This window comes from Lactobacillus helveticus, from assembly GCF_046109915.1.
Taxonomy (GTDB): domain Bacteria; phylum Bacillota; class Bacilli; order Lactobacillales; family Lactobacillaceae; genus Lactobacillus; species Lactobacillus helveticus.
In genome coordinates this window covers 1,094,267-1,119,940 of sequence record NZ_CP151471.1, presented here as the reverse complement: position 1 = coordinate 1,119,940, position 25,674 = coordinate 1,094,267, and the positions used below count along the sequence as shown (strand labels likewise).

Here is a 25,674-nt window from a genome sequence, read left to right as displayed (position 1 = left end):
GCATGGTTAATTTTATTGATAATTCATTATGAGGGCTTAACAGTAATCTCACTTTCTAATTTTCTAGTTTCATTATCAAATTCTTGCTTGAATTCAGGATTTTTAAGCTGTTCTTGAAGATAATCATTAAAGTTGGTATTAATCATAATTAATCATTCTTTCTATGCCAAATTTAATTTTATTAAATGGTGATATTAATTTCTTCTATGATATCATGTAAAAATAAATCATAATCAAAAAAGGCATCCCTCAAAACGAAGGATGTCTTTTTAATCTAATTAATTAACTTATTTTATTGCTTCCAAGCAGCATCAAGCTTACTCTTGCCAGTTTTAATATCATTAGTCCATGATTGGTGCTTAGCAGCCTTTGCCAAAATGTTTTGCATATTAACGTTAACTTGGTCATATGCAGTGATTGAATTCTTAGTTACAGGTAAGAAGTAAAGGTTCTTAGAAGTCTTAGCTAAGATAGCTGGAATCTTGCTGTCCTTTGCTTCTTGGTAAGCAGTGTCGTTCAAAGCGGCAGTGTTAACTGGCATGTAGCCGGTTTGCTTTGCCCAGTAAAGCTGTGATGACTTAGAAGTCAAGAATTTAAGGTACTTGAATGCGGCAGCCTTTTGCATTGCGCTAGCCTTCTTGAACATGTAGATGTCAGTACCTTGTTGAACGTTCATTGAGCTTGGACGAGCAGCTACGCCATATGTGTAGCCCTTCTTCAAACCTTGCTTAAGGTATGCTTCGTTAGCAGTTGAACCGATGAACATTGCAACTTGACCATTGTTGAATGGAGTTGACATGTACTTTTGCGTACCGGCTTGCATGAAGTAACCAGCCTTAACACCATCTGCGTAGTAATTGATAGCCTTGACAGAATCCTTAGCAGCGAAGTTCAAGTTCTTGTTGAAGTCCTTGCCGTAAGTTTCCTTCATTTGCATCATGTAGTAGTTGTTCAAAGCGTCAAAACCAACACCGCGAACCTTGTGGTGACTTTCACGGTAGATCTTGGCTGATGCAGAAGCAAGTTCACTCATGTTAGTTGGAACCTTAACGCCGTACTTATCAAGCAATGTCTTGTTGTAGAAAAGCACTTCTACAGACTTGTTAAATGGTACACCGTATTGTACGCCGTTGATGTTGGCACCATCCCAAAGGGCCTTCTTGATGTCACTAGCCTTGTATGAACCCCAGCCGATTTCTTTATTATTAACGTATGGAGTTAAGTTAACAAGCATCTTATTCTTAGCGGCATTGTAAAGCCAGCCTGGATAAGCTTGTGTAATGGTTGGCAAATCTTTTGGTGATTGAAGTCCTGAAACAAGCTTAGCTTGCAAGTCGGAATAGTTACCACCTTGGCTTTGCAATTTGATGTGAATGTTAGGATTTTTCTTTTCAAAATCGCTAGTTAATTTCTTTAAAGCATTTTGAGAAGTACCAGTTAATGAGTACCAAAAGTTGATTGTTGTCTTCTTACTAATCTTGGTAGGAATCTTAGAAGAACTCTTAGAACTACTATTGTTATTTGAGCAAGCACTTAAACCAGCAACTGCTAAAACAGAAGCTCCAATTAGTGCCATTTTTTTGTAAAATTTCATTTTTTCTGCCTTTCGCTTTTTTACATTTCAAGGGTAGTTTACCACAGATAAGTGTACTATTCACAGATAAAATATAATATTGTTCATAATTGACAGTGAAATATAATGATTCTAATATTGAAAATAAGTAAATATTTTTAGCAGGTGGAAAATATGGACAAAAATCCTTTAGTATATGAATATTCAATTGGTAAACGTAAGCCTTATGATTATGATTACGGCAATCGCCAGGGTAACCAAAATGCTGGTTGTCCCTTTTGCGATGTCGCACATTTAACTAATATCTATGAAAAAGATGGGGACAAGATTTGGCTAAAGAACAAATATCCAACTTTGCAGGATACTGACCAAACTATTTTGATTGAATCAAGCGATCATCAAGGCGATATTTCAACTTATACCCGTGAAGACAATCAAGAATTAATGAAGTTTGGATTGAAATGTTTTCAAAAAATGAATAATTCAGGACGCTACGAAAGCGTGCTCTGGTATAAAAACTTTGGTCCTAAATCCGATGGTTCTTTGACGCATCCCCACATGCAGATTGTTGGTCTCTACCATAAAGATGGCTATCGCGATATTGGCCCCGACAATTTCAAAGGCTTTGAAGTTGGACGATCAGGATCAGTAGAAATGAATCTTTCAGCTTATCCAGTTCAAGGCTATCAAGAGGTAAATATTTTAACTCAAGATAATACCAATTTAGAAACGTGGGCAGATTTAATCCAAAAGGGTGCGCAATATATGCGTTCCGTTTTGTCACACGGTGTGGATTCATACAACTTATTCTTTTATCCGATTAATGATGGCAAAGGCACTTGCTGCAAGATTATTCCTCGTTTTTATGCTTCACCATATTTTGTTGGCTATAAGATCTCACAAGTCGATGATTCCGATACTCTTAAATGGGAAGCAGAGCGACTTAAAGGCTTTGTCAATGGCGGTATTTTACATTAAAATGTCAAAAACATTCGCAGGATTGAATGCTTTTTTTGATATAATTGAGCAGAGCGACTTAAAGGCTTTGTCAATGGTGGTATTTTACATTAAAATGTCAAAAAAAACATTCGCAGGATTGAATGCTTTTTTTGATATAATTGAAATGATTAAATACATTTCTAAGAAGGGATGCTCATGAAGAAGATTGTAGTTATTGGTTCAAGCAATGTAGATACTACATTGCATATAAAGGACTTTCCAAAACCAGGTGAAACGATTAACGCCACAGAAATAACTTCTGCTGGTGGTGGTAAGGGTGCAAACCAAGCCATTGCTGCAGCTAAAAGTGGTGCGGAGACTTATTTTATTAATCGTGTCGGTGAAGACAGCGAAGGTGGTTATATCACCCATCAATTGAAGAATTATGGCGTTGACACTACCTATGTTCAAACCACGATGGGAAGCAAGACTGGTCATGCTTATATTACATTAAATGAAGCAGGACAAAATGATATTATTATCGATCACGGTGCTAACTATGAATTGACTGTTGAAGATATTCAGGCTGCTAGTGATTTGTTTAAAGATGTTGACTGCGTTATTGCCCAATTCGAAACGCCACTTGAAGTAACAATTGAGGCTTTCAAATTAGCTAAAAAGGCAGGAAAAATCACAATTTTAAATCCTGCTCCTGCTATTGATAAGATCCCAGAAGAGTTGTTACAATACACAGATATTATTACGCCAAATGAAACTGAAAGTGCCAAAATTACGGGCATCCAAATAAAGGACAATTCAACTTTGGCAACGAATGCTGAAAAGTTGCATCTTCTTGGCGTTAAAAACGTAGTAATTACATACGGTGATAAAGGTGCATATATTTCATCTGCAGATATTGAAACCTTAGTTCCAGCTTATAAAGTTAAAGCAACTGATACCACTGGTGCAGGCGATACCTTTATTGGTTATTTAGCAAGCAACTTAAAGCCAGACTTATCTAATTTTGAAGCAGTTGCCAAGATTGCTAGTCGTGCCTCATCAATTGCAGTTCAACGCTTGGGTGCTCAACCTTCAATTCCTACTGCCAAGGAAGTAGAAGAAGCCATGGAGGATAATGAATAATGGATAAAACAGAACAAGATCGCTTGAAAAAAGAAGCCGCTGAAAAAGCAGCTAGCATGGTAAAATCTGGCATGATTTTAGGCGTGGGTACTGGTTCAACCGTCGCTTTCTTTATTGATGCTCTAGGCAAGCGCAAGGACAATGATGGCTTAAAGTTAAAGGCAATCGTTACTACCAGCAATAGAAGTAAAAACCAACTTGAAGGTCTAGGCTTTAAAGTTAGCGAATTAGCCGATGTTGATCAAGTTGATTTAACCGTTGATGGTTCTGACCGTGTTGCGGACAACTTAGACGGAATTAAAGGCGGCGGGGGTGCCTTAACCCTTGAAAAGAATGTTGCCATTAATTCTAAGAAGATTATCTGGATTGTGGATGAATCAAAACTTGTCCACAGATTAGGTGGATTTCCTTTGCCAGTTGAAGTATTGCCAATTTCTTGTGAACAAAACTTTAAACGTTTTAAGCAAGAAGGATTGAAACCTCAATGGCGAATGGATAGCGATAAGCGCTACATTACTCACTACGGCAATTACATTATTGATTTGGCTGCCGATCCTGTTCCAGCACCACATGGTTTAGCCGATTATCTTGACCACACCGTTGGTGTAGTTGAACATGGCCTATTCCTTGATATGTGTGATGAAGTAATCATTGCCCATAGCGATGGCACAATTGAAGATAAAATTAAATAATAATTTTTAGCAAAAAATGGTTAAAGTTAACTATTTTTTATTTATAGAGGATTATTAGACATGAATAAAATTACTAAAAAGCAAAAGATGAGTTTTGCGGGATTGTTGATCGCCATAGGTATTGTGTATGGCGATATTGGAACAAGTCCATTATATGTAATGAAATCAATTGTGACCGAAAATGGCGGGATTGCCAACGTTAATCGAGAATTGATCGTTGGTTCAATCTCGTTAATTCTTTGGACAGTAACTTTGTTGACTACTGTTAAATATGTCATGATTGCTATGAAGGCAACTAATCATGGCGAAGGAGGAATCTTCTCTCTTTATGCTTTAGTTAGAAAAAGAGCCAAATGGCTGGTCATACCGGCTCTGATTGGTGGTGCAGCTCTGCTTGCCGATGGTACTTTGACACCAGCAGTGACCGTTACCACTTCGATTGAAGGGTTAAAGAATATGCGCTTTGGTGATGTGATTCCGGTTCCTTCTCAAGAAGTTGTAATTATGATTACTATCATCATTTTGGTAATTTTATTCTCAATTCAGAGGATGGGAACCAGCGTTATTGGTAAAGCATTTGGTCCAATTATGCTGATATGGTTTACCTTTTTAGGAGTAGTTGGCATTGCTAACTTGAGCCATGACTGGAGTCTTTTGGAAGCGATTAATCCCATTCATGCTGTTCGAATTTTGTTTAGTCCAGCTAATAAAGTCGGGATTCTAATTTTGGGTTCTGTCTTCTTGGCTACTACTGGTGCTGAAGCGTTATATTCGGATGTTGGACACGTAGGTAAAGCGAATATTATAGGCTCTTGGCCATATGTATTTGTTTGTCTTTCATTAAACTACCTAGGCCAAGGCGCTTGGATTTTGCATAATGCTAGCTATCATGCTGGTAATGGTGACTTCAATCCATTCTTTGAAGTTGTTCCTAGCAATTTGCGTCTTTTTGCCATTGCCTTGGCTACGATCGCAGCTATCATTGCTTCCCAGGCATTGATTACTGGATCGTTTACTTTGGTTGCTGAGGCCAGCAGTCTAAAGTTTTTACCAAGAATGAATATTATTTATCCTTCAACTGAAAAAGGACAAATTTATATTCCATCAATTAACAAAATGATTTGTGTGGTAACTGTAGCAATTGTGTTCTTATTCAGAACTTCACACCACATGGAAGCAGCATATGGTTTGGCAATTACTGTCACTATGTTGATGACTACAATATTATTGTTTGAATACTTGGGTAAAAAAGGCAAACCACTTTACTTACGCGTAATCTTTTTGATTGCATTTGCTTTTATTGAAGGGATGTTCTTAATCTCCAGTTTGACTAAATTCTTACACGGCGGTTACGTAACTGTTTTAATTGCTGGCTTTATCTTGGCAATCATGTATGTTTGGTTTTATGGAAATAAGATTCGTGATAAGCGTGAGGCTAAGAATGCTTACGTTCGTTTAGACGAGTATACAGAAATGCTGACAGATTTAAGCCACTGCGAAGATTACCCTGTTTATGCCACTAATGTTGTTTATATGGCAAAGGTTAAGTATAATAAGTTCATTAAGCGTGAGATGCTTTATTCAATTTTGGATAAAAGACCTAAACGTGCTAAAGCCTATTGGTTTGTTACTGTCAATGTAACAAACGAACCATATACCGCAGAATATGCAGTAAATACGTACGGTACTAAGAACGTAATCAACGTTCAGCTTTATCTAGGTTTTAGAAAGCAAACTAGCGTTAACGTCTACTTACGGCAAATTGTTCATGAATTGATTGCAGATGGTACTATTGAGGCTCAACCACAAAGATTCACTACTACTCCTGGTAGAGATGTAGGTGACTTCTCCTTCGTCATTGTTAATGATGTAATTAGTCCATTAACTAAATTGACTGGTTATGAGAAGTTTATGGTCGAGGCTAGAGTCTGGCTACAAAATTTATCTTCTAACCCGGCTTCTTGGTTTGGTTTAGAGTATGCAGATACTGTGGTAGAACGAGTACCATTGATCTTAGGCAAGCATCAAGAAAGCTATATTAAGCGAATTAAACCTAAGAAACAAACTAAAAAGTAAATGAAAAAAGTCTAGCCAAGCTAGGCTTTTTTATTTAGATTAGATCGAACCACTTTTTTTATTGGTTGGTTTTTTGTATCATTAAGGTAATGAATAAGCTTAGAAGAGGTAAATTTCATGAACAAAAAACCTTTAATTATTAGTACAGATCCAGGAATTGACGATATTGCAGCAATGACAATCAGTTTTTTTGCTAAAGAGCTCGATGTTCGAATGATCATTCCAACCTGGGGAAATGTCCAACTTGAATATACTTTGCAAAATACTTTGAATTTAGAAAAGTTTTTGCATACTAAGGTTCCTGTAGTGGTGGGTGCCAATCAACCATTAGTTGCACCAATGATTAGTGCCGCATCAGTACACGGCAAGACTGGCATTGCCGGCTTTGATTTTGAAGAAGCAGATCGCAGTTTGGTTAAGCCTGGTCTTGCTGCAACTGTCATGGCTGAAGAAATTAAGAATAGTCCTGAAAAAGTCACTTTGCTTGGCATTGGACCGTTGACTGACTATGCTTTGCTTTTTAAACAATATCCTGAAGTGAAGGAAAATATTGATCAAATCGTGATTATGGGTGGTAATATCGGCCGCGGCAATCATAGTCCACTTGCAGAATACAATATTGCAGGGGATCCTGAAGCTGCTCAAGTTGTTTTCCACAGCGGTTTGCCAATTAAAGTTGCCCCACTTGAAATCGGCAATAAGGCCCATTTAACTCAAGACCAAATGAGCAAGGTAAAAGAATGTGGTGAAGTCGGCAACATGCTCTACTCACTATTTTCACACATTCATGAGCCAGATGGTGATCCTCGTATTAAAATCTATGATCCAACAGCTGTGGGCATTTTGCTTCATCCAGAAATGTTTACCTTGAAAAAGGCTAATGTAGAGATTGAATTGCGTGGTCAATTTACATACGGTGCAAGTGTAATTAATTTTATGGATCAAGAGCATGCTAATGCAGAGATTGCGACAGATGTAGATTTAGATCAATTTTCAAAATGGTTTATCGATAGTATTGAAAATTCTGATCAAGGAAGAGAATAATGGCAGATTACGTTTATTGGACAGTAATGCAGGATATTAAACAGAATATTTTAAATAATAAATATAATGGGATGCGGATTCCCGATGAGCGTAGTTTAGCTAAGCATTATGACGTTAGTCGTTCATCGATGAAGCGTGCACTAGAGTTATTGGCCCAGCAAGGAATTGTTTTTAAAAAGCGAGGCAGTGGCACGTTTATTAACCCGCTGTATTTAAAAAATCAGGCCATGTTTCGTTATGATGGCTCGAATTTGGGAATCACCGATAGTTTTAAGGTACCTGGTAAAAAGCAGCAAATAAAGCTGTTAGATTTTCAAGTGATTAAGGCTACTAAGGAAATTGCGGAAGACTTATTTTTAAATGAAAATGCTTTTGTTTATGAATTCAAGCGCCTGCGTTTACTCGATGAACAGCCATTTTTGATTGAAACAGGTTATTTGCCGATCAAAATTATGCCGGAATTAAAGCCTGAAACTTTGCAGAAGTCTTTGTTTAATTATTTAGAGGATGAACAAAGCAAGACCGTAACTAAGGCGTTTTTGAATATTACGGTTGAACCTTCGAATGCTGAAGATCAAAAGCAGATGCATTTAAAGGAAAATGAACCAGTCGGCGTTATGGAGGGTATTTTCTTTTTAGATGATGGAACGCCGTTTGAAGTGTCAAATATGCGGGTTCATTATCATTACATGAATTTCAATACTTTTGTTAATTTGGGGAAATAGAAATATTATATGAAAAGAGAATCAATCAGCGTAAGTTGAATTGATTCTCTTTTTTGTCGTATTTATTCTTCAATTTTATATTCCTTGTTGATAGCATAATCAGTGATTGCGTAGAATCGATTAGTACTACGTTCGAATAATTTTAAAATTTTTTTAGGAGTATTTTTTGAAAACTATGGTAGAAGTTTTGGTTTTTGGATCATCATTAGAAGTCTTGATCCATTGGCAAATTCTAGCTACGATTATATCGTTTTTAGATGGAACTTGTAGAATATCCATCGGCTCAATTTTTCCCATAATTGATCACGCTTTATTCATTCAAGTACTTATCTAATACTCGCAAAACACCATCATCATTATTGCTTGGTGCAATATATTTAGCTACTTTTTTAAGTGCAGGTTCAGCATTTTCCATGGCATAACTATAGCCAGCAAGCTCCAGCATTTCTTTGTCATTCATGCCATCACCAAACGCGATTAATTCACTAGATTTAGCATCGAAGTAACGTAAGAAGTATTTTAATGCATTTCCTTTATTTACACTGTAAGGGACGATATCAAGCAAGCCGAATCCGCTTGAAGTACAGTGGATTTTTTCCGCATGATGAGCATTAAATTCACGCTCTAGTTCTTCTGAAAAATCATGTTGATAGCTCAAGGTCAGCTTAGTAATTTGATCATGAGGACTTACGGCAGTCATTAAGTCGGGTACTTCCACACGATCAGGATAGTAGAAGTTCATTGTCTGTTTAAAGGCAGGGGATGCATCCATCGTTGTATATGAGCTATTGATGCCAGTGACGATGACGGAACTCTCAGGATAATGAATTTGAATAAATTCTAGTAATTCCATTGTAGTTTTGTGAGTTAATAGGTGAGTGCTGATAATGTTGTCATCTTGAATAAGAAGTGAGCCATTGTCGGCAATCATATCAATTCTATCTAAAAATCCAGTGAAATCTTTTCTCAAACGGGAATATGGCCGACCACTTGAAACAATAAAGTGGGTTTTATTTTCATGAATTTGATCTAAAATTCGGTCAAATCTTTTATGATCAAAAGTCTGATTATCACGCATGAATGTACCATCCATGTCTACGGCAATAACTTTAAAAGGTAATTTGCTCATTTAATTTGTCCTCTTTTTATAAAATCTATATCTTTTCTATTTATTTACTATTATAAAGTAAAAAGCCGAGTAAATGTTCTACCCGGCTTTTTGGATTTCATTTTTTTGATCTAGAGCAGATATACTGTTCACTTTAGATCTTAACAAATTGTTCTGCTGAATCAATTGGACTTAAATAAACGTAAGAAATATTTACATATTTTGTTTTTTCTGTTAAGTTTTTCATTATTTTTTCTTGATCAGGGGTTAAATGTAAATGATTCAATGCTACCTTGACTTCAATATACATTACTAATACGCGTGGTGCTAGTTAAATCGTTTTAGTTAATAAAAAAGTCCAATCGGACTAGACTCAAGTTTTAGTATTCAATAGAAAAGAGTCTGATCTGATTGAGCTGCCTTAAGCTTAAGCGTTTTAGTCATCCTAACACAAGTTGGTTTTAAAGATTTAGTCAAAATTTGCCGGTACTGGTATCGTTTATCTGCTCCGGCTGAATTTAGTCAACGGCGAAACATCAACCGGGTAAAAGCTACGGACAGTTTAATCTTGGCTTTGCTTATCTGGCAGGCCAAGACTGGAATCGAATCACAAAGAAGGTTCTGCGAATGCTTCGGCTGTCTATCGCATTCGCGTTTTAACCGCCGTTCTCGACAGCTGCTCCAGTTGATTTATCAGATACGCCAAAAAATGAATCAAAAAGTTGATTTAAGCGGACAATTCTTGATTATTGACAGTTTTCCCGTTCCAGTTTGTCAGCCGGTTCGCAATTATCGCGTAAGGATTTTTCGCGGTTCTGCGAATATTGGCTATAAGGCAGCCAAAAAGATCTACTATTATGGTTTCAAAGTTCATGCGATTGTCAGCGACGACGGCTATGTTCTTGATTATGCCGTAACCCGCGCCTCAGTCCATGATGCCAAGGAAACGGTGGAACTAATGAAAAATACTCATCCAGCCAATCGCTATCTGCTTGGCGATGAGGGCTATTTAGGCAAACGATTGCATGATCAATTAAAACAAATGGGCTATGAACTGTGGACGCCATATCGGAAAAACATGGCTGGCGCCAAAAAGCACAATGATCGTCAATTGATGGCTATTCGCAGAACAATTGAAAGCGACTTTTCACTTCTAACTCATTACAACGCCGAGAACAATCGAGTGCGCAGTTTAACTGGCTTTCAAGCACGATTAGAAATTGCTATTCTGACTTATAATCTAGCTTATTGTCTAGAACGATTTAACTAGCACCACGCGTATACTAAGGTAAATAATTAATTAACAAATGTCTATGCTATAATGAAAAAAATATTGATTACTGAAAGGAAATATATATGTCAGTTCTGGAGATAAAGGATTTACACGTTGAGGTCAAAGATGATGAAAAGAAAAAGATGAAGGAAATCCTGAAGGGAGTCAATTTAACCCTTAAAACTGGAGAAATTCATGCCATTATGGGTCCTAATGGTACAGGTAAGTCGACGTTGTCTGAGACTATTATGGGAAATCCACATTATCACGTAACTCAAGGAGATATTTTGTTAAATGGTGAAAGTATCTTAAGTATGCCAGTTGATGAGCGTGCTCGTAAAGGACTTTTTTTAGCAATGCAATATCCTGCCGAAGTTCCTGGTGTTACTAATGCGGAATTTTTAAGAACTGCGATCAATGTACGCCGTCCTAAAAATGATCCAATGCCAATAACTGAATTCTTGAAAGAATTGGATAAGAATCTAGATCTGCTTGATATGAATGAAGCAATGACTGAACGTTACTTAAATGAAGGCTTCTCAGGTGGTGAAAAGAAGAGAAATGAAATTTTACAATTATTGATGATTAAGCCACAATTTGCCATCCTGGATGAAATTGACTCAGGGCTTGATATTGATGCTCTTAAGGTAGTGGCTCGTGGTGTAAATGCAATGCGTGGTGACAACTTCGGTTCATTAATTATTACTCACTATCAAAGATTGCTTAATTACATTGTACCCGATGTAGTTCATGTTATGATGGGTGGCCGTGTTGTCAAAGATGGTGGCCCTGAACTGGCTAAACGTCTTGAAAATGAAGGCTATGCTGGCCTGCGCGACGAATTAGGCCTTCATATCAAATTAGTTGATGAAGATTAGGAGGCTATCTCATGGATGAGAAAGCACAATTAATTAAATTAAGTGAGGAAAATCATGAACCGTCCTGGCTTACTAAAAGAAGAGAAAAGGCTCAAGAACAAATTTTTCAATTAGCTATGCCAAAGATGGAACACTTTCATCCTGGTGATGTAGATTTTGCAAACAAATCTGAAACTATATGCACCAATGATGCAAGTAGTGAAAATGTTACAGAAGATTTTGAAACTAATCTAATTCAGTTTGGTACTGATACTATTCAAACTAACTTATCACCAGAGATGGCTAATAAAGGTGTAGTATTAGTTGATCTATTTGAGGCGTTTCGTGATTTGCCTGATTTTATGCGTAAATATTTCATGACCGAAGTAATTAAAGGTGATGAAAATAAATTAAATGCGGAACATTTAGCTTATTTAAACAGCGGAATTTTGCTTTACATTCCTAAAAATGTTGTTTTAGATGATCCAATTGAAGTTAAGCTAATTCAAGACAGTACTAAAAAATTGAATTGGTACCAACATTTGTTGATCGTGGCAGATAGTAATAGTAGTTGTCGTTTTTTGCAACACTTAACTACAGTTGGCGAAGAAAGCAATATTGCGAATATGATGGTGGAAATTATTGCTAAACCAGGCAGTCATGTTGAATTTTCATCAGTAGAAGAATTAAGCAAGAAAACCACTTTTTACTTTGATCGTCATGCCAAGATTGAAAAAGATGCGCATGTTGAATGGGCTGTTGGATTGATGAACTCTTGTGATACCTTGGGCGAAATTGATTCAGAGCTAATTGGCGAAGGTAGTTATGCTAACTCACAATTGGTTTCAGTTACTAGTGGTAAGCAAAAGTCCTTTATCAATAATCGCGTTACGAATCGTGGCCCTCATTCAACGGGTTTAATTAATCAGCGTGGGGTTCTGTTAGATCAATCCAAGCTGATCTTTAACGGGATTGGTCAAATTGTTCATGGAGCTCATGGCTCTAAAGCTGATCAACAGAATAGAGTATTGATGATGTCACCAGATGCTCGTGGGGATGCAAACCCCTTACTGTTAATTGATGAAAACGATGTTATTGCTGCTCACGCTGCAAGTGTGGGACCAGTTGATCCTGTTCAAATGAATTATTTGATGAGTCGTGGTATTCCTTATGATCAAGCACAGAGATTAGTTATTAGAGGCTTTTTGGGTGCAGTGTTGGATGCAGTTCCAGATAAAGATGTCCGGCAAAAGATGATTGATATTCTAGAAAGAAGATTGATTAATGGACAAAAATATCAAGCAAATTAGGGATAATTTTCCTATATTAAAACGCAAAATCAATGATAGTCCCTTAATTTATTTAGATAATGCTGCTACAGCGCAGATACCTGTGTCAGTTAGTAAAAAAATGATGGATTTTGACGAAACTTATCGGGCCAATGTTCATCGTGGCGTCCATACTTTAGGGATGTGGGCTACTAAGTATTACGAAAGCGTGCGCGAGAAAGTTAAAGATTTCATTCATGCTAAAAGTGAACGTGAAATAGTATTTACTAGTGGTTGCACTGATAGCTTGAATTTAGTAGCTAATACCTATGGTGAGCAGAATATTCAGGCTGGGGATGAAATCGTGGTTTCCATCATGGAACATCACAGCAATTTACTTCCTTGGCAACAGTTAGCGATGCGTAAGCATGCTAAGCTTAAGTTCATTGAATTAGATCAGGAACAAAAGCTTGATTTAGCAGATGCTAAGAAGAAGATCACGCCTAAAACAAAAATTATAGCAGTTGCCCAAGTTAGCAACGTATTAGGATGCATTAATCCAATTAAAGAATTGGCTCAGCTAGCTCATCAAAATAATGCAGTTATTGTCGTGGATGGCGCGCAGGCTATCGGTCATTTTGATGTTAATGTGCAAGAACTAGAAGCTGATTTTTATGCTTTTTCTGGACATAAAATGTTTGGCCCAGATGGCATCGGAATTTTATATGGGAGAAAAAAGTTATTAGAGAAGATGCCACCATATCGTTTAGGCGGTGAAATGATTGCTAATGTAACACGTGAGGGTGCTACGTGGGATCCTGTTCCTCAAAAATTTGAAGCTGGCACGCCAAACATTGAAGGGGCAATTGGCCTAGAAGGCGCAATTGATTTTATTGAACATGTTGGTTTAGATAAGCTGCGGCAATATGAGCAAGATTTAATTGATTATGTATTTCCAAAAATACAAAAAATAGCAGGATTGACGTTTTATGGCCCTCAAAATATCAGTGAACGCAGCAGCGTAATTTCCTTTAATATGCAAGGTATTCATCCTCATGATTTGGCTACAGCACTAGATCTAGAAGGAATTGAAGTGCGAGCTGGTCATCATTGCGCACAGCCTCTAATGGAAACTCTAGGAGTTGAAAGTACTGTGAGAGCTAGTTTTGCGATTTACAATACGCAAGAAGAAGCGGATAAGTTCTTGAGCGCATTAGTAGAAATAAAGGAGTTCTTCCAAAATGAGCTTAGATAGGCTTAAATCTTTATACCGTGAAGTAATTTTAGAAAATGCAAACAATCCACAGAATCATGGCAGTCTTGCTGATGCTGATTATCAAACAACAGTGTATAACTCTAGCTGTGGAGATAAATTGAATTTATTTCTTAATTTGAATGATCAAAATGAGATTTCCGCGATCAAATTTAATGGCGAAGGCTGTACAATTAGTCAAGCTTCTGCGAGTTTAATGATTCAGGTTGTTAAAGGAAAGAATAAAGATGAGGCAATAGAAATTGCTAAGATTTTTTCCAAGATGGCAATGGGCAAAGATTGTAGCAAGGATGAGATTGCCAAACTGGGGGATGCACAAATAATGACCAATATTATGATGTTTCCAGCTAGAATCAAGTGTGCGACTTTAGCCTGGTGGGCACTTGAGCGGATTTTGTTAGGCAAAGACGAGGACGAAGAAAATGACTAAGGTAGAAGACATTGTAAAAGATGAAGATTATCAATATGGATTTCACGATAATGTGAAACCAAAGTTCTCAACTGGACGTGGTTTAAACGAAGAAGTTGTTAGAAAAATTTCTGCAGAAAAGCATGAACCACAATGGATGTTGGATTATCGTTTAAAGTCATTCAAGATCTACCAAAAAATGGCAATGCCTAATTTTGGACCAGATTTATCAGGTCTTGATCTGAAGGATATGCTTTACTATCAAAAAATGACGGATAAAAAATACCGTGATTGGAAAGACGTACCTGAAGATATCAAAAAAACTTTTGAGCGCTTGGGTGTGCCGCAAGCTGAAAGAAAGTACTTGGCTGGTTCAGCTGCTCAGTATGAATCAGAGATGGTTTATCACAACATGAAGAAACAATTCGATAAGCTAGGCATTGTCTTTATGGATACTGATAGCGCCTTGCAACAATATCCAGAATTATTTAAAAAGTATTTTGGTAAATTAGTAAAACCAACTTCTAACAAGTTTGCCGCCTTAAATGGCGCTGTATGGTCTGGTGGTACATTTATTTATGTGCCTAAAGGCGTTAAGGTGCCAACTCCTGTTCAAGCTTACTTTAGATTGAATGCTGAAAATTCTGGTCAGTTTGAAAGAACTTTAATCATCGTGGATAAGGGCGCGCACCTTGATTATGTTGAAGGATGTACTGCTCCACAGTATTCATCTGATTCATTGCACGCTGCGGTAGTTGAAGTCAATGTGTTGAATGATGCATATTGTCGTTACACTACTATTCAAAACTGGTCAGATAATGTTTATAGTTTGGAAACCAAGCGAGCTGTAGCTGGTGCGCATGCCACGATGGAATGGGTTGACGGCAATTTAGGTGCGAAAGTTACTATGAAGTATCCTAGTGTTTATTTGAATGGTGAGGGTGCACGCGGAACGATGCTTTCAATTGCGGTTGCACATCACGGCATTCATCAAGATTCTGGGGCAGGGATGTTTCATAATGCACCTAATACCTCTAGTTCAATCGTTTCCAAGTCAATTGCCAAAGGTGGAGGTTCAACCGATTATCGTGGTAGCGTCAAGTTTGCTAAAAATTCAGACGGTTCTAAAGCTCACGTTGAATGCGACACGATTATTATGGATGATCAATCATCTTCAGATACAATTCCAACTAATGAAATTAACAACGCTCATGTAGCGATGGAACATGAAGCTACGGTATCCAAGGTTTCTGATGAGGAATTATATTATCTTGAAAGCCGTGGTATTCCTGAAAGGAAAGCTACCGAAATGATCATTATGGGATTCGTAGAACCATTCACTAAACAATTGCCAATGGAATATGCTGTGGAGCTTAACCGATTGATTAGTTTCCAAATGGAAGGAGCCATTGGCTAATGGATGTTAGCAAATTAAACGAAAAAGAAAAAGCTGTTTATGATGCTTTGGCGAAAGTGATTGATCCAGAATTAGGCGTATCGCTCATTGACTTAGGTTTGATCTATAAAATTGATGTAGATGATCAAGGAGTCTGCAAGATTAATTGGACTTTAACTACTATGGGGTGTCCAATTATCGATGTCTTGACTGGATCAATTTATGAAGCAGCGATGTCGATTGATGGAATAAAGAAGTGTGAAACAAAATTGGTCTATTATCCACAATGGACACCAGATAAGATGAGTAGAGAAGCACGAATGCTTCTTGGAATCCATCTTTAGGATAAAGAAAGTCGTTACTCTAATCGGATTAGGGTAACGACTTTTTTGGATTCATTTTTTTGATCTAGAGCAGGTCTAGATTTTACCTAAATATTAGCAAATTGTTCTGTTGAATCAATTGGACTTAAATAAACGTAAGAAATATTTACATATTTTGTTTTTTCTGTTAAGTTTTTCATTATTTTTTCTTGATCAGGGGTTAAATGTAAATGATTCAATGCTACCTTGACTTCAATATACATTACTAATTTACTTGTATATTCAAGTGGATGGTCATTACTATCGAATTTGTTAATAACCAGTCCAATAGCATCGCGAATAGGACGATAGCATCCAATATTCATTTCATTATAAATATTGCTGAAAAAACTATTATAGAATTTTTTTAAATCTTGATAGACCTCTTTGGTATCTGAGTTATGTTTAAAAATGCCGAACATCATAATCACTCCTTTAAAACCGGTAGGATTTGTGTTTTAGGATTAAACCAACTTCTCTGCTCATTGGTTAAAGGAGTATCTGTTATTAAGACATCCACCTTATCCAATGGAGCAGACATATATGGAGAAGATGAATCGTTAGTGAATTTATATTTTTCTGCTACTAAAACAACTTGATTAGCGCGTGCAATTGCCGTACGTACAACTTCTGCGTCTTCCATTTTAGGCGCATATACGCCATCTGCTCTAATGCGAGAAGCACCAATGAAAGCTGTATTGAAATGAATCTTACGAATCGTTTCAAGAGCGACTTCCGAGTAAATGTAACGCTGCGACTTGTTGATTAATCCGCCTAGCAATCTAACAGAAGGGATTTCGGTTGTTAACATGCTTAAAGCATTGTCGATTGAATTAGTAACTACTTGCATATCGATTCCGTTAAGCATGGGACAAAGTTGTTTTAAAATTGTTGAAGAACCAATAAAATCACATTGACCAGGATGAACGAATCGTTTAGCTTTTTTAGCCATTTTCAATTTAATTGGTGATTGAACTTCATTTCTAGCTAAAAAATCAGGTACGCTATTTTGATTGATCTCCATCAGCCCACCGTGTACTCGGATTGCTTGTCCAGTTGTCGTTAAATGAATTACATCACGACGCGCAGTATCAAAAGATACATTAAAATGTCGGGCAATCATTCTAGTTGAAAGCTGATGTTTTTCTTTCAATAGCTTTTTGATTTGAATTAATCGTTCTTCTTGAGTCATTTTTCTCTCTCCATGAATTAATCTAGCATTTTTACAGGTAGCTGTATTTGCTTGATCAGCATTTTGCATTTATTTATCAGTACTTTTAAGTATATCAAAACATAAACACTTATATTTCATTATAAAAAGCTGATTAGTTCAAGGATAAGGCTATTCTGATTTAAATTTTAAGACTTATTTAAATTGGTAGGGCCCAATTATAAAAATGATTGATTTTTTATTAATAATTGGTATGATATAAGTATAAAGAAAAGGATTACAAAACAGAGCGCTTAAACTTGCTCAAAGGAGAAAAAATGACAAATTACGACTCAAAGGATTATTTAAAGAGCGTCGATGCCTACTGGCGTGCCGCAAATTACTTATCAGTTGGACAACTCTTTTTAATGAAGAACCCATTGTTGAAGCATAAATTGGTTGCTGAAGATGTTAAGCCAAAGCCAATTGGTCACTGGGGTACAATTGCTCCGCAAAACTTTATTTATGCACACTTGAACCGTGTACTTAAGAAGTATGACTTGGATATGTTCTACATTGAAGGCTCCGGTCACGGTGGCCAAGTAATGGTTTCAAATTCATACCTTGATGGTTCATACACTGAACGCTATCCAGAAATTACCCAAGATGAAAAGGGTATGGCTAAGTTGTTCAAGCGTTTTAGTTTCCCAGGTGGTGTTGCTTCACACGCTGCTCCTGAAACTCCAGGTTCTATTCACGAAGGTGGGGAATTAGGCTACGCTTTGTCACACGGTGTAGGTGCAATTTTAGATAATCCAGATGTAATTGCTGCTGTTGAAATCGGTGACGGTGAAGCTGAAACAGGCCCACTTGCTGCATCTTGGTTTAGTGACAAGTTTATTAACCCAATTAAAGATGGTGCAGTATTGCCAATCTTGCAAATTAACGGTTTCAAGATTTCTAACCCAACTATCGTTTCAAGAATGAGCGATCAAGAATTGACTGAATACTTCCGTGGCATGGGCTGGGATCCACACTTTGTTTCAGTCTTTAAGGGCGGCCGTTTCGATGGTGAAAAAGATTCAATGCAAGTTCATGAAGAAATGGCTAAGACAATGGATGAAGTCATCGAAGAAATTAAGGTAATTCAAAAGCATGCTCGTGAAAATAATGATGCTACCTTGCCACATTGGCCATTAATTATCTTCCAATGTCCAAAGGGTTGGACTGGTCCTAAGAAGGATCTTGATGGTAATCCAATTGAAAACTCATTTAGAGCTCACCAAATTCCAATTCCTGTATCTCAAGGCGATATGAAGCATTCAGATATGCTGGTTGATTGGCTTGAAAGCTACAAGCCTGATGAATTATTCAATGAAGATGGTTCACCAAAGGAAATCGTGCTTGAAAACACTGCTAAGGGTGATCACCGGATGGCCATGAATCCAATTACCAACGGTGGTAAGAACCCTAAGCGTTTGATTTTGCCAGACTATCGCGACTTTGCCTTGAAGTTTGATAAGCCAGGTTCTGTTGAAGCACAAGACATGGTGGAATGGGCTAAGTACTTAAATGAAGTAGCCAAGCTCAACCCAACTGCTTTCCGTGGCTTTGGTCCAGATGAATCTAAGTCTAACCGTTTGTTTAAACTTCTTGATGATCAAAAGCGTCAATGGGAAGCAGAAATTCATGAACCAAATGATGAAAACTTGGCTCCAAGTGGTCGAGTAATTGATTCACAATTATCAGAACACCAAGACGAAGGCTTCCTTGAAGGTTATGTTTTGACTGGTCGTCATGGATTCTTTGCAACCTATGAAGCATTCGGTCGTGTAGTTGACTCAATGCTTACCCAACATATGAAGTGGCTCAGAAAAGCTAAGGAACAATACTGGCGTCATGATTATCCATCACTTAATTTTGTCGCAACTTCAACTGTATTCCAACAAGATCACAACGGTTATACTCACCAAGATCCAGGTGTTTTAACTCACTTGTTTGAAAAGAATCGTCCAGATCTTGTTCATGAGTACTTGCCATCAGACACTAATACTTTATTGGCCGTTGGTAACAAGGCATTGCAAGATCGTGAATGCATTAACGTCTTGGTAACTTCAAAACAACCTCGTCCACAATGGTTTTCAATTGAAGAAGCACAAAAGCTAGTTGATCACGGTTTAGGCTATGTTGATTGGGCTTCAACTGATAAGGGTGCTAAGCCGGATGTAGTCTTTGCTTCAACTGAAACTGAACCAACAATGGAAACTTTGGCAGCAATCGATATCTTGCACGACAAGTTCCCAGATCTTAAGATTCGTTACATTAACGTGGTTGACGTGATGAAGTTAATGAGCCCTAAGGATAATAAGAATGCTCTTTCTGATGAAGAATTTGATCGCTTATTCCCTAAGGATGTTCCAGTAATCTTTGCATGGCACGGCTACAAGACCATGATGGAATCAATCTGGTTTGCTAGAAACCGTCATAACGTTCACATTCACTGCTATGAAGAAAATGGTGACATTACTACTCCATTTGACATGCGTGTTTTGAACCACTTGGACCGTTTCGATTTAGCTAAGGATGCTGTTGAAAGCGTTGAAAAATTAAAGGGCAAGCATGCGGACTTCATTAGTCATATGGATGACTTGCTTGAAAAGCACCACCAATACATTCGTGATTATGGTAAAGATATGCCAGAAGTTACTGAATGGGAATGGAAAGGATTGAAGTAATTTTAAAATAAGAATAAATTAGACCTATGTCGAAAAAACATAGGTCTTTTTTTATAGGGGATAGGTTATGAAATCAGGTTTAGTTTTAGAAGGCGGAGCCATGCGTGGGCTTTTTACCGCGGGTGTGCTTGACGTCTTAATGGAAAATAATATTAGTTTTGATAGTGCAATTGGCGTTTCAGCTGGTGCGGCTTTTGGCGTTAATATGAAGTCGGAACAGATCGGCCGAGTATTGCGTTATAATCTGCGCTTTACGGGTAAGCCATATTATGCAAGCTGGAAGTCATGGCGCAGATCAGGTAATTTGTATGCGGCCAACTTTTGTTATCACGTTTTGCCAGATAAGTTGGATGTATTTGATAAGAAGACTTTTATGGCTAATCCGATGGACTTTTGGTGTGTGGCAACGGATGCCGCAACAGGAGAGCCAGTTTATCATAAATTGAGGGATGCGGGTTATGTAGATTTAGAATGGATCAGAGCCTCATCATCGATTCCATTTTTTGCGCATCCGGTAGCTATTGGTGGTCATTATTATTTTGATGGCGGCGTTTCAGATTCGATTCCGTATGGCTTTTTGAAGAAGAATAATTTTGATAAAAAGATCGTGATTACAACTCAGCCAAAGGAATATCGAAAGAAACAAAGCAAACTTTTCCCAGTTGAAAAGGTGCTATTGCGTGAGTATCCGGCCGTATTAGATAAGTTGGCTACAAGAGCAGAAGATTATAACGCTGTGTTGGACAACATTGAAGCGGATGAAAATGCGGGAGAGACGTTTGTCATTCGTCCGCCAGAAGCATTAAATATTGGCACGCTTGAGCAAGATAAAAATGAGATTAAGCGTGTCTATCAGGTGGGACGTCAAGAGGCTGAGAAGATTTTGCCTGGTTTGGTTAGTTATTTGAATGAGTAAAATTAATAATCACTATCATTTTTGGTAGTGATTATTTTTTGTCCAAGTTTGAGTAAAAATAACCGAATTTGAATCAGTACAATTATATCTTTGCAAATAATGCTAAAGTGAAAAGGAATTAATAGTAAGAGGAAAAGAAAAATAAATATTTCATCATACAATTTGGGCTACTATACAGGGACGGTAGTTCTGGTAGTAATAGAGTTAGTCCTTTTTTATGCCATTACCAATGTCAAATTTAAGAAGCGAGATCTGATATTTGCACTGGTTATTTGGTTAGGTAATCAATTAACAGCCCAGCTTGCACCAGGTGTCAGTGATATTGTGGGAGCGACTGTCACGATTGCTCTTTATTATTGCTACTTCTACAAAAGAATAGGCAAGTTATTAACTGTGGCAGCTATCACTCTAATTCGTTCGGTTCTGATCTTAACTTACTTAATGAGTGATTACGTTTTTGCCTATTTACCCGTATTTCTTCCCATTGATCAATTAATTCTTCCTTGCCAACAAAGCATCCCTTAGCTATTTCAAAATCAGCAGGCAATTCATCCGGCTGGCGAATATATAATGTAGCGGAATTTTCGTAAGCCTGAGTATAGACCATTAAATCGACGTCATGATCACCAGTAATGATTTTTGAATCAGGTGAAACGATGTTAAAAGGAATATGATGCTTTTTACCAAAAGCAAACATCTTGCGATAAAGCCTGTTTGAAACCAAATCTTCAGTCATAACTTGACCATCTGCAGTCCTAGTAATCGCTCCATTTAAAGTGACTGCATATTGGTTAGGACCAACAATGCCTAATTCATCCATAAAATGTTTTAGACCCGCAATAGGTCGTCCAGAACAAAGCGCAACTTTAATCCCTTGCTCTAATGCTTTTTTGACGGCGATTTTCGTACTAGGTAAGATTTTACCGTTTGAATCAAGCAAAGTTCCATCCGTATCTAATGCAATAAATTTAATTGCCATAAAAACCCTTATTTTAGTAATCGCTTACATTATACCTAATATTAGTAGTATGAAAATGAAATATTTTGCATGCACTTAATATGTGTATGAATAGCATATTTCTTGACACGCTTAATTTGCATGTAAACTTTTTGCTTGAACATACGCTATGAAAGGGATAAAAATACAGAATTTTATTGAGCAGATTAAAAATATGCCTGAAATATATTTCAGGCGATGAAATATTATTTTAATACCTTGAAACAGCTTTTCGGTTTTTTCAAAAGCGCTTACATAAGAAGAAAACTATGGTATAAATAAGAATGTAAGCTAGCTGCTGAGATAGAGATAAATCTAAATTTGATATCACTTAGATTTTCTATCTTAATCGATTAGTTAGAGGAGAAATATTTAGATAAGATCTAGTTGTATGAGCACCTTGCAACTAGTCAGATTTGGTGAAATAGATTAGGTGCAATACAAGAAATAATTAACTTAGTTTGATTTTTCTTTCAGGGGTAAATTATTATGATGCAAAAGTTTCAGCGGTTTGGGGCCGCAATGTTCGTCCCAGTTATGCTGTTCTCGTTTGCGGGTATTGTTGTAGCTCTAGGAAGTTTATTCAATAACCCAACTCTGTTTGGCTCAATTGCTAATCCCGGGACGGCATGGAACTCAGTTTGGGACACAATTTCAGCTGGTGGTTGGACAGTCTTCAACCAAGAAGGTATTTTGTTTACTGTAGGTTTGCCTATCGGTTTAGCTAATAAGGCTAGAGGTAGAGCAGCTATGGAGTCAGTAATTACCTACTTGACTTACAACTACTTTATCGGTGCAATGCTTACTCACTGGGGTGCAGCATTTGGTATTCCAAACTTTGACAAGATTCAAATTGTTGCCAATGCTACTAACCACGGTTTGACTAACATTGCTGGTATTAAGACTCTTGATACTAGTATTTTAGCCGCATTGGTTGTTGCATTAATCGTAACTTGGCTTCACAACAAGTACTTCGATAAGAAGTTGCCTGATTGGCTTGGTACTTTCCAAGGTTCAACTTACGTTTATGTATTGTCATTCTTCTTAATGATTCCATTAGCACTTATTACCTGTTGGGGCTGGCCAAAAGTTCAACTTGGTATTTCCAGCATGCAACACTTCATCATAAGTAGTGGATTCATTGGTGTTTGGGTTTACAGCTTCTTAAACCGTATTTTGATTCCTACTGGTTTGCACCACTTGGTTTACATTCCATTCCAATTTGGTCCAGCTGTTGTTGCTGGTGGGTTGCAACCATACTGGTTGAAGCACTTAACAGAATACGCAGCTAGTGCTCGTCCATTGGCTCAATTGTCACCACTTGAAGGTTTCCAACTTTACGGTAACGAAAAAGTATTCTTGGTACCATTTATCTGTCTTGCCTTCTACGCAACTGCAAAGAAAAACAAGAAGAAGCAAACTTCAGCTTTGCTTATTCCAGCTGCTTTAACTTCAGTTTTAGCAGGTATTACTGAACCTATTGACTTTACTTATTTGTTCGCCGCACCAGCACTTTGGGTAGTTTACTCAGTAATGTCAGCTACTATGAACACTGTAATGTACCTCTTCGGTTTAAGAGGATTTATGTCAGATGGTGCGATCGGTATTGCATCAATGAACTGGTTACCACTTTGGCAAAACCACTGGCATACATATGTAATGCAATTTATCGTTGGTATTATCTTCGGTATTATTACTTACTTCGTATTTAAGATTATGATTGAGAAATTTAACTACATCACTCCAGGTCGTGAAGCTGATGACGAAGATGTTAAATTGATCAACAAGAAGCAATACAACCAAAAGATGGCTGCTAAGGCTGCCGGCAAGGATGCAAACGATCCTTACATTGCTAGAGCTACTGCTTACCTTGACTTATTAGGTGGTGCTGCAAACATTACTGAATTAAGTTCATGTGCTACTAGATTACGTGTATCTGTTGCTGATCCATCAAAGGTTGCTCCAGACTCACAATTTAAGGCTAACAAGGCTGTTAACGTTGTTCACCACGGTAAGGCTATTCAAGTTATTGTAGGTCTTGACGTTCCACAAGTTCTTGATGAAATGAACCAATTGATGCAAGAAAGTGGTAACGATGCTAAGGTTTCAACTGAACAAGATAATCCTTACATTGAAAGAGCCACTGGTATTGTCGATCTTCTTGGTGGTGAAGAAAACATTAAAGATGTAATTGCTTGCTCATCTAGAGTAAGAACCCACGTCTTTGATACTAAGAAAGTAGCTCCAGATGCAGAATTCAAGAAGATTGTAGATTCATACGAAGTTCAACATAGAGACAATAATGAAATTGATATCGTTGTCGGATTGGATGCCGATCAAGTCGTTGATCAAATGAAACAATTACTATAAATTGTGTAAGCGCTTGTGGTATTATTAATATATAAGCTATATATTGATAAGGGCACAGGTAAATATGGCAAATTTAAAATCAATGGTCTATGAAAATGGTAATAAACTAAACGATTCTGAAAAACAGATAATTCAATTTGTTTTAAATAATCCGAAAGACTGTAGTAAGTTAAGCCTTGCAAGGTTAGCGAAGAAGCTCTATGTATCTGAATCAGCAATATTTCGTTTATGTAAAAAGCTAGGCTTAACTGGCTACAGTGAATTGAAATTTGATTTAACGCAATTGGCTGAATCAAAACAAAAGCCAATCAAAATTGAAAATAATTTTGCAAGAGAACTCAGTCGAGTGAATGACGATGTTTTAAAGTATTTTAAACAGCGTGACTTTGACAGTTTGTATCATGATTTAGATGATGCTAGTACTGTATACATTTATTCAACTGGTTGGCAGCAGGAACTAATTGCACAATATTTAGCCCATGAACTATTTATAGTAGGCAAACATGCAACAGTTCTGCCATCAGCTCTTGACGAATTAAAGGCGGTTAGCCACTTTGCTAAAAAAGGCGACATCTTATTCGTAATTTCATTTACGGGTGATAATGAGACAATTAATGAGGAAATTACCAAGCTTGAATTAGTAAATGATAAATTTAGATATGTATCGTTTACTAATATGAAACAAAATAAATTAGCTTCAATTGTTCAGCATAATATATATTTCCCAACAATTGCCTTTACTGATGATGCCGACTATAAGAGTGGTAAGGTTGCCTTTACTCCAGCATATTATTTAATTGATTTACTTGTTAGTGAATATGTGGCTTGGCAACAAAGCCAAGGAGAGGATGTAGAAATCAATGTGGGCAATTAGTAAACAAAAAGTTGAAAACTTTTTCGATCGAATGACCAGAAGCATGAATTTGGATACTAAAAAAATTCTTAGTTGGTATTCATATGTCCTGTTTATTGCTCCATTGCTATTCTGGGCATTAATCGCATTACGCGGCGGTGCTTCGAATCAATCGATCAAAATGATGATTATGAAGCAGCCAGCTGTGGCGATCGTTACTATTGCTGCAATCGTTGACTTTGTCCTAGGCTACTATTTGATGCTAAACAAAAAACAATTTTTGGTTAATCGACAAACCTATCGCTTTTTGATGGTAAGTCAACTCATTGGTCAAGTATTGGTTGGTAACTTACTCTGTGGCGTTTTAGCCATCTTGGGAATGTATAAAGCCAAGACTTTGAAAAAGAGGCAGGATAATATTAGTCCAATAGTAATTGTTATTTCACTAGTAGCAGCAGTTTTATTGGCACTATGCTTTATGTTGATATTGTTACTTGAATTTTAGAAATCTAGAG

Annotated in this window: 21 protein-coding genes and 3 pseudogenes; 18 read left to right on the top strand and 6 right to left on the bottom strand. The window is 37.2% G+C overall.

Features of this window, described 5'->3' with window-relative positions; all coding sequences use genetic code 11:
• Positions 1 to 292 precede the first annotated feature (292 nt).
• On the bottom strand, positions 293 to 1,594 hold the full coding sequence (locus tag AADV52_RS05700; protein ID WP_014919212.1) for an extracellular solute-binding protein: 1,302 nt from the start codon (positions 1,592 to 1,594) through the stop codon (positions 293 to 295).
• A 153-nt stretch (positions 1,595 to 1,747) separates the two neighbouring features.
• Between AADV52_RS05700 and AADV52_RS05695 the strand changes: the two genes are divergently transcribed.
• From AADV52_RS05695 to AADV52_RS05670, 6 genes are all read left to right on the top strand, one after another.
• Entirely contained in the window at positions 1,748 to 2,551 is an 804-nt protein-coding gene (locus tag AADV52_RS05695) for a DUF4931 domain-containing protein (protein WP_014919211.1), read from the top strand.
• A gap of 177 nt (positions 2,552 to 2,728) precedes the next feature.
• Entirely contained in the window at positions 2,729 to 3,655 is a 927-nt protein-coding gene (gene rbsK, locus AADV52_RS05690) for a ribokinase (protein ID WP_014919209.1), read from the top strand.
• A complete protein-coding gene (gene rpiA, locus AADV52_RS05685) occupies positions 3,655 to 4,347 on the top strand; it encodes a ribose-5-phosphate isomerase RpiA (protein ID WP_014564015.1) in 693 nt (230 codons plus the stop codon). Before rbsK ends, rpiA begins: the two co-directional genes overlap by 1 nt.
• A 60-nt stretch (positions 4,348 to 4,407) precedes the next feature.
• Entirely contained in the window at positions 4,408 to 6,423 is a 2,016-nt protein-coding gene (locus AADV52_RS05680; RefSeq protein ID WP_014919208.1) for a KUP/HAK/KT family potassium transporter, read from the top strand.
• A gap of 117 nt (positions 6,424 to 6,540) precedes the next feature.
• Entirely contained in the window at positions 6,541 to 7,467 is a 927-nt protein-coding gene (locus AADV52_RS05675) for a nucleoside hydrolase (protein ID WP_014919207.1), read from the top strand.
• Positions 7,467 to 8,192 (top strand): GntR family transcriptional regulator, encoded by a 726-nt coding sequence (locus tag AADV52_RS05670; protein ID WP_014919206.1) that lies wholly within the window; start codon positions 7,467 to 7,469, stop codon positions 8,190 to 8,192. The genes AADV52_RS05675 and AADV52_RS05670 overlap by 1 nt, the downstream gene beginning before the upstream one ends.
• 310 nt (positions 8,193 to 8,502) lie before the next feature.
• Here AADV52_RS05670 and AADV52_RS05665 read toward each other — a convergent pair whose 3' ends face one another.
• Both AADV52_RS05665 and AADV52_RS05660 read right to left on the bottom strand, forming a co-directional pair.
• On the bottom strand, positions 8,503 to 9,321 hold the full coding sequence (locus AADV52_RS05665) for a Cof-type HAD-IIB family hydrolase (protein ID WP_014919205.1): 819 nt from the start codon (positions 9,319 to 9,321) through the stop codon (positions 8,503 to 8,505).
• Positions 9,322 to 9,454: 133 nt separating this feature from the next.
• Positions 9,455 to 9,616: pseudogene (locus AADV52_RS05660) on the bottom strand (bacteriocin immunity protein); the annotation flags it as partial.
• 95 nt (positions 9,617 to 9,711) lie between these two features.
• On the opposite strand from AADV52_RS05660, the pseudogene AADV52_RS05655 reads away from it, so the two are divergent.
• From AADV52_RS05655 to AADV52_RS05625, 7 genes and pseudogenes are all read left to right on the top strand, one after another.
• Positions 9,712 to 10,570 (top strand): annotated as a pseudogene (locus tag AADV52_RS05655) (IS982 family transposase).
• 86 nt (positions 10,571 to 10,656) lie between these two features.
• The gene (gene sufC, locus AADV52_RS05650) at positions 10,657 to 11,451 is read left to right on the top strand and encodes a Fe-S cluster assembly ATPase SufC (protein WP_014564008.1); all 795 of its coding nucleotides are present in this window, start codon (positions 10,657 to 10,659) and stop codon (positions 11,449 to 11,451) included.
• Between the two features lie 11 nt (positions 11,452 to 11,462).
• Entirely contained in the window at positions 11,463 to 12,740 is a 1,278-nt protein-coding gene (gene sufD / locus AADV52_RS05645) for a Fe-S cluster assembly protein SufD (protein ID WP_014919202.1), read from the top strand.
• On the top strand, positions 12,715 to 13,953 hold the full coding sequence (locus AADV52_RS05640) for a SufS family cysteine desulfurase (protein ID WP_014919201.1): 1,239 nt from the start codon (positions 12,715 to 12,717) through the stop codon (positions 13,951 to 13,953). The genes sufD and AADV52_RS05640 overlap by 26 nt, the downstream gene beginning before the upstream one ends.
• Positions 13,940 to 14,401 carry a Fe-S cluster assembly sulfur transfer protein SufU gene (gene sufU, locus AADV52_RS05635; RefSeq protein ID WP_014919200.1) on the top strand — a complete coding sequence of 154 codons (462 nt, stop codon included), beginning with the start codon at positions 13,940 to 13,942 and terminating at the stop codon, positions 14,399 to 14,401. The genes AADV52_RS05640 and sufU overlap by 14 nt, the downstream gene beginning before the upstream one ends.
• Positions 14,394 to 15,797 carry a Fe-S cluster assembly protein SufB gene (gene sufB, locus AADV52_RS05630; RefSeq protein WP_014919199.1) on the top strand — a complete coding sequence of 468 codons (1,404 nt, stop codon included), beginning with the start codon at positions 14,394 to 14,396 and terminating at the stop codon, positions 15,795 to 15,797. The genes sufU and sufB overlap by 8 nt, the downstream gene beginning before the upstream one ends.
• On the top strand, positions 15,797 to 16,120 hold the full coding sequence (locus AADV52_RS05625; protein ID WP_014919198.1) for a metal-sulfur cluster assembly factor: 324 nt from the start codon (positions 15,797 to 15,799) through the stop codon (positions 16,118 to 16,120). Before sufB ends, AADV52_RS05625 begins: the two co-directional genes overlap by 1 nt.
• Before the next feature lie 86 nt (positions 16,121 to 16,206).
• On the opposite strand, the gene AADV52_RS05620 is transcribed toward AADV52_RS05625, so the two are convergent.
• The gene (locus AADV52_RS05620) at positions 16,207 to 16,560 is read right to left on the bottom strand and encodes a bacteriocin immunity protein (protein WP_014919197.1); all 354 of its coding nucleotides are present in this window, start codon (positions 16,558 to 16,560) and stop codon (positions 16,207 to 16,209) included.
• A 5-nt stretch (positions 16,561 to 16,565) separates the two neighbouring features.
• A complete protein-coding gene (locus AADV52_RS05615) occupies positions 16,566 to 17,330 on the bottom strand; it encodes a DeoR/GlpR family DNA-binding transcription regulator (RefSeq protein ID WP_014919196.1) in 765 nt (254 codons plus the stop codon).
• Between the two features lie 296 nt (positions 17,331 to 17,626).
• On the opposite strand from AADV52_RS05615, the gene AADV52_RS05610 reads away from it, so the two are divergent.
• A complete protein-coding gene (locus AADV52_RS05610; RefSeq protein WP_014919195.1) occupies positions 17,627 to 20,023 on the top strand; it encodes a phosphoketolase family protein in 2,397 nt (798 codons plus the stop codon).
• Between the two features lie 67 nt (positions 20,024 to 20,090).
• A complete protein-coding gene (locus AADV52_RS05605; protein ID WP_014919194.1) occupies positions 20,091 to 20,939 on the top strand; it encodes a patatin-like phospholipase family protein in 849 nt (282 codons plus the stop codon).
• A gap of 475 nt (positions 20,940 to 21,414) precedes the next feature.
• Here AADV52_RS05605 and AADV52_RS05600 read toward each other — a convergent pair.
• A pseudogene (locus tag AADV52_RS05600) lies at positions 21,415 to 21,918 on the bottom strand (HAD-IIB family hydrolase); the annotation flags it as partial.
• A gap of 507 nt (positions 21,919 to 22,425) precedes the next feature.
• Between AADV52_RS05600 and AADV52_RS05595 the strand changes: the two are divergent.
• From AADV52_RS05595 to AADV52_RS05585, 3 genes are all read left to right on the top strand, one after another.
• Positions 22,426 to 24,306, top strand: coding sequence for an alpha-glucoside-specific PTS transporter subunit IIBC (locus tag AADV52_RS05595; RefSeq protein ID WP_014919193.1), 1,881 nt, complete (start codon positions 22,426 to 22,428; stop codon positions 24,304 to 24,306).
• Positions 24,307 to 24,370: 64 nt separating this feature from the next.
• The gene (locus AADV52_RS05590) at positions 24,371 to 25,180 is read left to right on the top strand and encodes a MurR/RpiR family transcriptional regulator (RefSeq protein WP_014919192.1); all 810 of its coding nucleotides are present in this window, start codon (positions 24,371 to 24,373) and stop codon (positions 25,178 to 25,180) included.
• A complete protein-coding gene (locus AADV52_RS05585; RefSeq protein ID WP_014919191.1) occupies positions 25,167 to 25,664 on the top strand; it encodes a hypothetical protein in 498 nt (165 codons plus the stop codon). The genes AADV52_RS05590 and AADV52_RS05585 overlap by 14 nt, the downstream gene beginning before the upstream one ends.
• Positions 25,665 to 25,674 lie beyond the last annotated feature (10 nt).

Bases quoted from the DNA above. Each gene is read 5' to 3' on its own strand.
- AADV52_RS05610 (WP_014919195.1), top strand. From the start codon at position 17,627: ATGACAAATTACGACTCAAAGGATTATTTAAAGAGCGTCGATGCCTAC.
- AADV52_RS05590 (WP_014919192.1), top strand. From the start codon at position 24,371: ATGGCAAATTTAAAATCAATGGTCTATGAAAATGGTAATAAACTAAAC.
- AADV52_RS05680 (WP_014919208.1), top strand. From the start codon at position 4,408: ATGAATAAAATTACTAAAAAGCAAAAGATGAGTTTTGCGGGATTGTTG.
- rbsK (WP_014919209.1), top strand. From the start codon at position 2,729: ATGAAGAAGATTGTAGTTATTGGTTCAAGCAATGTAGATACTACATTG.
- AADV52_RS05605 (WP_014919194.1), top strand. From the start codon at position 20,091: ATGAAATCAGGTTTAGTTTTAGAAGGCGGAGCCATGCGTGGGCTTTTT.
- sufD (WP_014919202.1), top strand. From the start codon at position 11,463: ATGGATGAGAAAGCACAATTAATTAAATTAAGTGAGGAAAATCATGAA.
- AADV52_RS05670 (WP_014919206.1), top strand. From the start codon at position 7,467: ATGGCAGATTACGTTTATTGGACAGTAATGCAGGATATTAAACAGAAT.
- AADV52_RS05675 (WP_014919207.1), top strand. From the start codon at position 6,541: ATGAACAAAAAACCTTTAATTATTAGTACAGATCCAGGAATTGACGAT.
- AADV52_RS05700 (WP_014919212.1), bottom strand. From the start codon at position 1,594: ATGAAATTTTACAAAAAAATGGCACTAATTGGAGCTTCTGTTTTAGCA.
- AADV52_RS05615 (WP_014919196.1), bottom strand. From the start codon at position 17,330: ATGACTCAAGAAGAACGATTAATTCAAATCAAAAAGCTATTGAAAGAA.
- AADV52_RS05640 (WP_014919201.1), top strand. From the start codon at position 12,715: ATGGACAAAAATATCAAGCAAATTAGGGATAATTTTCCTATATTAAAA.
- AADV52_RS05585 (WP_014919191.1), top strand. From the start codon at position 25,167: ATGTGGGCAATTAGTAAACAAAAAGTTGAAAACTTTTTCGATCGAATG.
- AADV52_RS05620 (WP_014919197.1), bottom strand. From the start codon at position 16,560: ATGTTCGGCATTTTTAAACATAACTCAGATACCAAAGAGGTCTATCAA.
- AADV52_RS05665 (WP_014919205.1), bottom strand. From the start codon at position 9,321: ATGAGCAAATTACCTTTTAAAGTTATTGCCGTAGACATGGATGGTACA.
- AADV52_RS05595 (WP_014919193.1), top strand. From the start codon at position 22,426: ATGATGCAAAAGTTTCAGCGGTTTGGGGCCGCAATGTTCGTCCCAGTT.
- AADV52_RS05695 (WP_014919211.1), top strand. From the start codon at position 1,748: ATGGACAAAAATCCTTTAGTATATGAATATTCAATTGGTAAACGTAAG.
- sufU (WP_014919200.1), top strand. From the start codon at position 13,940: ATGAGCTTAGATAGGCTTAAATCTTTATACCGTGAAGTAATTTTAGAA.
- sufB (WP_014919199.1), top strand. From the start codon at position 14,394: ATGACTAAGGTAGAAGACATTGTAAAAGATGAAGATTATCAATATGGA.
- sufC (WP_014564008.1), top strand. From the start codon at position 10,657: ATGTCAGTTCTGGAGATAAAGGATTTACACGTTGAGGTCAAAGATGAT.
- rpiA (WP_014564015.1), top strand. From the start codon at position 3,655: ATGGATAAAACAGAACAAGATCGCTTGAAAAAAGAAGCCGCTGAAAAA.
- AADV52_RS05625 (WP_014919198.1), top strand. From the start codon at position 15,797: ATGGATGTTAGCAAATTAAACGAAAAAGAAAAAGCTGTTTATGATGCT.